General features: G+C 70.7%; 8 protein-coding genes. 3 read left to right on the top strand and 5 right to left on the bottom strand.

The genetic code is table 11. The features are described from left to right. Positions 1-117: 117 nt before the first annotated feature. The 4 genes from V7D28_RS12235 to V7D28_RS12220 form a co-directional block, all read right to left on the bottom strand. The gene (locus V7D28_RS12235) at positions 118-630 is read right to left on the bottom strand and encodes a CarD family transcriptional regulator (protein ID WP_333587661.1); all 513 of its coding nucleotides are present in this window, start codon (positions 628-630) and stop codon (positions 118-120) included. Positions 631-922: 292 nt separating this feature from the next. Continuing rightward, positions 923-1264 carry a ferredoxin FdxA gene (gene fdxA, locus V7D28_RS12230; protein ID WP_333587660.1) on the bottom strand — a complete coding sequence of 114 codons (342 nt, stop codon included), beginning with the start codon at positions 1262-1264 and terminating at the stop codon, positions 923-925. Positions 1265-1384: 120 nt separating this feature from the next. Beyond that, a complete protein-coding gene (locus tag V7D28_RS12225) occupies positions 1385-1693 on the bottom strand; it encodes an RNA-binding S4 domain-containing protein (RefSeq protein WP_333587659.1) in 309 nt (102 codons plus the stop codon). Continuing rightward, entirely contained in the window at positions 1690-4251 is a 2562-nt protein-coding gene (locus tag V7D28_RS12220; protein WP_333587658.1) for a helicase-related protein, read from the bottom strand. Before V7D28_RS12220 ends, V7D28_RS12225 begins: the two co-directional genes overlap by 4 nt. Positions 4252-4350: 99 nt before the next feature. Between V7D28_RS12220 and V7D28_RS12215 the strand changes: the two genes are divergently transcribed. The 3 genes from V7D28_RS12215 (at position 4351) to rpmB (ending at position 6292) form a co-directional block, all read left to right on the top strand. Beyond that, positions 4351-4578, top strand: coding sequence for a hypothetical protein (locus V7D28_RS12215; protein WP_333587657.1), 228 nt, complete (start codon positions 4351-4353; stop codon positions 4576-4578). Between the two features lie 124 nt (positions 4579-4702). Next, positions 4703-5677 carry an alpha/beta fold hydrolase gene (locus V7D28_RS12210; protein WP_333587656.1) on the top strand — a complete coding sequence of 325 codons (975 nt, stop codon included), beginning with the start codon at positions 4703-4705 and terminating at the stop codon, positions 5675-5677. 315 nt (positions 5678-5992) lie between these two features. Then, positions 5993-6292 (top strand): 50S ribosomal protein L28, encoded by a 300-nt coding sequence (gene rpmB, locus V7D28_RS12205; RefSeq protein WP_333587655.1) that lies wholly within the window; start codon positions 5993-5995, stop codon positions 6290-6292. 93 nt (positions 6293-6385) lie between these two features. Here the strand turns inward: rpmB and V7D28_RS12200 are convergent, their stop codons facing one another. Further along, positions 6386-7351 carry an esterase-like activity of phytase family protein gene (locus V7D28_RS12200; RefSeq protein WP_333587654.1) on the bottom strand — a complete coding sequence of 322 codons (966 nt, stop codon included), beginning with the start codon at positions 7349-7351 and terminating at the stop codon, positions 6386-6388. Between the last annotated feature and the right edge of the window lie 52 nt (positions 7352-7403).

The raw sequence follows: 7403 nt of genomic DNA, 5'->3' as shown, positions 1-7403 counted from the left end.
GTTCGATGCCATGGGGCGGGGGCTGGGGACAAGCCCTGTCAGGCCCGCGGGCCTCGCCCGGAACGAAGAACGCCCGGCGCAAGGGCCGGGCGTCCTCTCAGGCGTTCGTGCGAAGGCTCAGGCCGCGGCGGCCTTCACCAGCAGGGACTTGTTCAGCATGGTGATGGCGGCGTCGCGGTCGATGCGCTCGATGGCGGCGACTTCGCGGGCCATCCGGTCCAGAGCCGATTCATAGAGCTGGCGCTCGGAATAGGACTGTTCCGGCTGGTTCTCGGCGCGGTGCAGGTCGCGGACCACCTCGGCGATGGAGATCAGGTCGCCGGAATTGATCTTGGCCTCATATTCCTGGGCCCGGCGGCTCCACATGGTGCGCTTGACCCGGGCGCGGCCCTTGAGCGTGTTCAGCGCCTGGCTGACCACGTCGCCCTCGGCCAGGGACCGCAGGCCCGAGCTGCGCGCCTTGCCGGTGGGGACGCGCAGGGTCATCTTCTCGTGGTCGAAGGTGATGACATAGACTTCAAGCGAAAGACCGGCGACTTCCTGGGTTTCGATCGCCTGAACCTGCCCGACGCCGTGAGCCGGATAGACGACGTGATCGCCAACCTGGAAATCCAGACCGTTCTTGCTCATCGCAGGACCTTTCAAAATGCGTCGCGCGACCGAAGCGGAGTCGATGAGGCCCCGAACACAGGGACGACCCCGCCTGTTTCGCGGCGACCGCGAAAGGGGACATCCAAGGTACGGAGCAAATCTCTAGACACCCTCGCCTTTAGACAGGCGTTCTCGGCCGATACGGCTCTTCTCTGTTGAACCGACGGGGCAGGCGACAACCGTCTACCGTCACGTCGAGTGTGACGATAGCATAAAGTCGAGCGGAAAGAAAGGCTTGGCGCTTCCCTTGCCGGGCAAGGGCTTGGCCGCGTCAGGACCCGCGGCCCGGCTTCTCGCTGAAGTACTTCTCGAATTTGCCGGTTTCGCGCTCGTACTGCTCCCGATCGGCCGGCGGCTCGCCCTTCACCGTGATGTTGGGCCAGATGCGCGAATATTCGGAATTGATGCGCAGCCACTTGCCGTCCGGATCATCCTCCGTGTCGGGCTTGATGGCGTCCACGGGGCATTCCGGCTCGCAGACGCCGCAGTCGATGCACTCGTCCGGATTGATGGCCAGGAAGTTCTCGCCCTCATAGAAGCAGTCGACCGGGCACACCTCCACGCAGTCCATGAACTTACATTTGATGCAGGCATCCATGACGATGTAGGTCATCGGGACTAAGGCTCCGGTCGCGGCCAACTGCGGCGCGTGTGCTAGAGGGCGCGGGTTTTTCACGGCGCGGGGGCGCCTTGTCAACCAGAGCCCATAGACTGTTTGGCGCAGGCCCGCCGCTCAGGATATCTGCAAGGGCGAATAGAGGCCTCGGGCCTCGGCCGGCGGGCCGCGCCGTTCGCCCATGGCCTCCACCCGCACCGCTGTCACCCGGCCGCCCACGGCGAAGACCAGGCCATCGCCCGGCCGCACGCTGCGCGAGGGCTTGTCCAGGCGGGTCTCCTGGCCCGCGCGGGTCAGGCGCACGCGGCCGTCCTCCACGAAGCGGGCGGCCAGGGAGCGGGTCTTGAAGAACCGCGCCCGCCACAGCCACACATCGATGCGGCAGGTCTCGGCGGCGGGCGAGGCTTCGGGCGCACCGGCGCTCATGAGGCGGCCGCCTTGGGTCTGGGGCGGCGGCGACGGGCGGTGCGCCGCTTGGCCGCGGGCCGCGGGGCGGGGGCCGTCGCCGCAGGCTTCAGCGCGGCCAGGGCCGCGAAGGGCGAGGCCGGGTCGGCGGTCCTGGCCGGAGGTTCCGAGGCCCCAGGCGCGGCGCCTCGGCGCCGCCAGGGGGTGGGCTCGCCGGCCTTGGGCCGGGCGGCCGGCGCAAAGCCCAGGGCGCGCAGGCGACGGCGGCCGTCCTCCGGGCTCCAGCCCACCCCCGCCAGCAGGTCGTCAGACACCAGGCTCGCCCCTTCCTGGCGGGGCGCCGCGCGCAGGGCCTCGTCCAGGGCCTCCAGGGTCAGCACGGGCAGGGCCTCGGCGCCCACCCGGCGCAGACCGAAGGCCGCCAGCCGCCAGGGCTCGGCTTCGGGGGCGGTGGCCGGGGGCGCCTCGCCGCCTGCCGAACGGGCGAAGGCCTGGGCGAAGGCCTGGGCCCGGGGATGAAGCAGGCCTGGCATGAAAAGGCTGAAGGCGCCGATCCTGACGCCCAGCCCCTTCAGGGCCCGGCGCTCCACCTGGCTGAGGGCCTTGATCTCGTCGCGGGCCAGGGCGCGATCCAGCACGCCGCCCTGCTCCAGCAGCCGGTAGGCCAGACCGCGGGGCAGGCCCCTGATCTGGCCGTCGGCCACGGCGCTCTCCAGCTTGCGCAGGGGCGCCAGGCGTCGCCCGGCTTCGGCGGCCAGCCAGGCCTCCAGCCGGCGCTGGGCGCGCTCGCGCGCCGCCGCATCCCCCAACTCGCCGAACAGCCGCACCCGCGGGGCGAAGGGCCGCCCGCCGGAGAGCGCGGCCACAGCCTCGCCGCGCCACAGCACCACCCCGTCCGGCTGCAGGGCGAAGGCGTCGTCGGCGTCAGCCGCCAGACGCCCCAGGCGCCGGGCGATCTCCGGCCCGGCGGCCGCCAGGGCCGCGGCCCGCAGGGCCTTGGTCTCCAGCAGGGTCGCGCCCCGCTCCGCCTCGAAGCTCACCCCGCTCAGGCGGCCCACATATTGGCCCTCGACGGTTACGGCCCCGTCGGCGCCGACGCCGGCCAGCATGTCGTGGCGCACCCGCAAGCCCCGCATCAGGGCGCTGGTCCGCCGGTCCACGAACCGGGCCATGAGCTTTTCGTGCAGAGTGTCGGACAGCCGGTCCTCCAGCTGCCGCATCCGCCCCTGCCAGCCGGCGGGATCGGCCAGCCAGTCGGGGCGGTTGGCCACATAGGACAGGGTCCGCACCGCCGAGAGCCTCTGAGCCAGGGCGTCGATCTCGCCTTCCGTGCGATCGAGCTGCTGATGCTGCCGGCCGATCCAGTCGTCGGGGATGCGCCGCCGCCCCGTGGTCAGCTGGTCGAACAGGTCGCGCACCAGCCGCACATGCTCTTCGGGCGAGACCTTGCGGAAATCAGGCGTCTGGCAGACGTCCCACAGGCGGAATAGGGCGCTGCGGTCGCGGGCCCGGGAGACCACATCCGGCTCCGCCGCCAGTCGGCGCAAGGTGATCTCGTCCAGAGCTTCCGGCGCCAGCCGCAGGCCGGCCCGCTCCGGCGGACGGGCCAGGGATCGCAGCAGATCGGGCAGGGAATCGAAGTCCAGCCTGGCGTTGCGCCACTCCGCGCCGGCCACCGGCTCGAACTGGTGGTTCTCCACCGCGCTGACCAGATCTTCGTCCATCTCCTCGCAGTCGCCGGTGACGCCGAAGGTCCCGTCGGTGCGGAAGCGCCCCGCGCGACCGGCGATCTGGCCGATCTCCTGCGGGGTGAGCCAGCGATTTCGCCGCCCGTCGAACTTCCGCAGGCCGGCGAAGGCCACATGGTCCACATCCATGTTCAGCCCCATGCCGATAGCGTCGGTGGCCACCAGGAAGTCCACCTCGCCCGACTGATAGAGGGCCACCTGGGCGTTCCGCGTCCGGGGGCTGAGCGAGCCCATGACCACGGCGGCCCCGCCGCGCTGGCGGCGGATCAGCTCGGCGATGGCGTAGACCTGGTCGGCGGAGAAGGCGACGATGGCGCTGCGGCGCGGCAGGCGCGTCAGCTTCTTGGAGCCGGCATAGGTCAGGTTCGAGAATCGCTCCCGACTGACGATCTCGGCGTCCGGCAGCATCCGCCGCACCAGGGGCGCCATGGTCGAGGCGCCCAGCAGCATGGTCTCATGCTTGCCCCGGGCGTGAAGCAGACGGTGGGTGAAGACGTGGCCGCGCTCCGGATCGGCGCAGAGCTGGATCTCGTCCACCGCCAGGAAGTCCACCTCCCGCGACAGGGGCATGGCCTCTGCCGTGCAGACGAAATAGGCGGCCCGGGGCGGGACGATCTTCTCCTCGCCGGTGATCAGCGCCACCGACCGGGCCCCGCGCAGCTTGACGATGCGGTCATAGACCTCCCGCGCCAGAAGCCGCAGGGGCAGGCCGATCATGCCCGACCCATGGCCCAGCATGCGCTCCACGGCCAGATGCGTCTTGCCGGTGTTGGTCGGCCCCAGCACCGCCACCAGACGGGCCGGCGCCGCGCCGGAGGGGCGGTCGCTCATAGACGCAAGGTGGGCATGGATTCGCCTCGCGGCAAGCGCCCTTGGAACGCCCGCCAGCATGCCCCGTTGCCTTGGCTGAGACATGCAAAGGAGATTGTCATGACAACCCGTCTGATGGTGGCGGCCCTTGTCTATCCCATGGTCCAGGCGGTGCTGTTCGGCGTCGGCCTGATCGGCGCCCTGATGATGGCGCCGGGCGTCAGCGCCCAGGCCTCCATTCCCGTGGTGGTGGTCGCCAGCGCCCTGGCCTCGGCGCCCGTGGCCTGGTTCATCGCCCCGCGACTGATGCTGCGCTACCGCCGGGGGTATAGCCGCCAGGGCGCCTGAGCCTCGCCGGCCGCCTCCAGCGTCCGCATAAGGCTGCCGTCGGGTCAGGATTGACCGAACGCGGGTCTTGGCTGAGCGTTCGCTCGCGACGGTCCTGGCGTCGCTGCGCCGTGAGGTCCCCACCGTGTTCCGCTCGCTTGTCCGCCTCGCCCGTTGGCTGGCGCCCGCCGCCCTTCTGGTCAGTCTCAGCGCCTGCCTGGCGCCCGACATCCCCTATGAGGACCTGGAGCGTCGCTATGGCGGCCCGACCTCGCGCTATCTCGATCTGCCCGACGGCTTGAGAGTCCATTATCGCGACGAGGGTGCGGCGGCTGCGCCCACGACCCTGGTCCTGGTCCACGGGTTCGCCGCCTCGCTCCACACCTGGGAGCCCTGGGTGGAGCGGCTGGGACAGGACTACCGGATCGTCAGCCTGGACCTGCCCGGCCATGGCCTGACCCGCGCGCCGGAGGACTATCAGTCGAGCCCCGAGGGTCAGGTGGCGGTGGTGCGCGCGTTGGCCCAGGCCCTGGATCTGCCCCCCTTCGTCATCGCCGGCAATTCCATGGGCGGGGGCGTGGCCTGGCGCTACGCCCTTGCTCATCCCGAACAGGCGCGGGGCCTCGTGCTGGTCAACGCCGCGGGTTGGCCGCAGGCGCAAGGGGAGGGCGCCGATCGCCGGCCTGTCGTCTTCAAGATGCTGGAAAACCCCGTCGGCCGCAGCCTGCTGCGCAATCTCGATCCTCGCCCCCTGGCCGGGCGGGGCCTGCGTCAGGCCTATGGGGATGATGAAATGGTCACGCCGGAGATGATCGACCGCTATGTGGCCCTGGCCCGGGCCCCGGGACACCGGGCGATCCTGACCGATCCCCGGCGGCGGGGCGCCGGCGCGCCGGTGACGCCAGAGACCTTCGCGGCCATCACCGCCCCCACCCTGGTCATGGTGGGCGCGCTGGATCAGGTGATTCCGGCCGCCCGCTCGGCGGGCTTCGCCGAGGCCATCCCCGGAGCTGAGAAGATCGTCTATCCCGAAGGGGGGCACATCCCCATGGAGCAGCTGGCTGACCGCTCGGCCGACGACCTGCGCACCTTTCTGGAACGGCTGCCGCCGGCCCCATGAGCCAGGACCCGGACCTTGATTTGGGGAAACCAGAACGTGGACAAAACGAATCGGGACCGAATCGCTGACTCCGGCCCTTTCGATGTTTGTTCTATACCAGGGATTGTAGCTGAGGCCCCGACGACCACAAGCCAGCTCCGCCGGCCGGGCCTGAGTCAGATGCGCGCAGGGCGGGGGCGACAGAAGCCTATGGAAGGCTGGCTGGGGAATGGCTGCGGGCCGCCTTGACGGCGCCTTGAGGTTTCGCCTATATCGCCCGCTCTCTTGCGCGGGGCTCCTCCCGCCAATTTGGTTTCCACGCGAAGGTTGAACACCATGTCGCGCCGCTGCGAACTCACTGGCGTTGGTCCGATGGTCGGGCACAATGTCAGCCACTCGAATATCAAGACCAAGCGCCGCTTCCTGCCGGCCCTGTCTCCGGCCACGCTGCAGTCCGACGCGCTCGGTCAGTCGTTCCGGCTGCGCGTCAGCAATGCGGCCCTGCGCACCCTGGACTTCAAGGGCGGCCTGGACGCCTTCCTGGTCAAGGCCCGCGACGAACAGCTCTCGGCTCGCGCCCTGAAGATCAAGCGTCAGGTCAAGGCCAAGCTCGCCGAGGTCAAGGCCGCCGCCTGAGGCGCCTGCCTTGCGAACGCACGGTTGAAAAGCCGGTCCCTCGGGGCCGGCTTTTTTCGTGTCCCCGGCTTTCTTCGTGTCCGATGACGGGCCTCAGGGCGTCCAGTCGAAGGCCAGCAGCAGGGTGCGCTGGCTGGACTGGAAGTTGTCGTCCGACACCAGATAGATGCGGTAGCCGCCCTCCGGGCGCGGGACGAAATCAACCCCCTCGAAATTGTCCACCGTATAGGGCCTGGCCAGTTCCAGCCGCCCGGCCTCGCCTGCAGGCCCCTGGATGGTCAGGATGATGCGCGAGCCCCGCGCCGGATCCCAGGCCCGCAGCAGATAGGCCGTCTGGTCCCCTGGCAGGCGACGCAGGGCCACCAGGCCGAACTCCCGTCCCTTGTTCACGGCCGGACCAGGGACGCAGGGCGCCGACAGGCGGCAGAGCCAGGTTTCGCCGGAGTCCTCGCCCCCCACCACATAGGCGTCCGCCCCGCGCTCAGGGTCGTGGGCCAGGGCCTCCATGCCGCCATTGGGCGGGAAATCGACCTCCGGCTGCGGCGCCGGCCGCGGCGGGCCGCCCGCCGCCGGATAGAGCCAGATCCGCGCCTGGTGCTCGAAGCTCACCAGCCGGTCGCCGCCGGGCAGAACGGCCAGTCCCTCGGCGTCCGAGGCGGCCTTGTTGGGCAGGGGCCGACCGTCCAGGCCCGCCATGGGGGAGAGGCGCACATCGGTCATGCCCGTCAGCCGGCCGGCGGCGTCCAGGACCAGCCGGCCCTCGATCAGGTCGCCCTCATCGGTGATGGCGGTGATCTGCTGGTCGGCGTCCACCACGAGATCGCTGAGGCCGTGGAAGCGCGCGGTCTCGCTGGAGCTGAGGGCCAGGCCGCCGGCATAGGTGAAGGCGCCCAGCCGGGTCTCATCGGGTCGCGCAGGGTTGAGCGGGACCGGTATTGCGGTGACGGCGATGCCGGGACCGGCCGCCACCGGCGCGGCCGGCAGCGAGGCGGGCGCCGGGGCGCAGGCGAAGAGCAGGCCCGCCGCGGCGAGGCCGGAGAGGCGGGCGAGGGGGCTCATGCAAGCGCTCTGCGAACTTCCTTGAAGGTGGAGCCGCGTCCGGGGCCGGTGG

It is taken from the genome of Phenylobacterium sp., from assembly GCF_036723115.1.
Lineage (GTDB): Bacteria > Pseudomonadota > Alphaproteobacteria > Caulobacterales > Caulobacteraceae > Phenylobacterium.
This window is presented reverse-complemented; position numbering and strand designations above follow the sequence as displayed.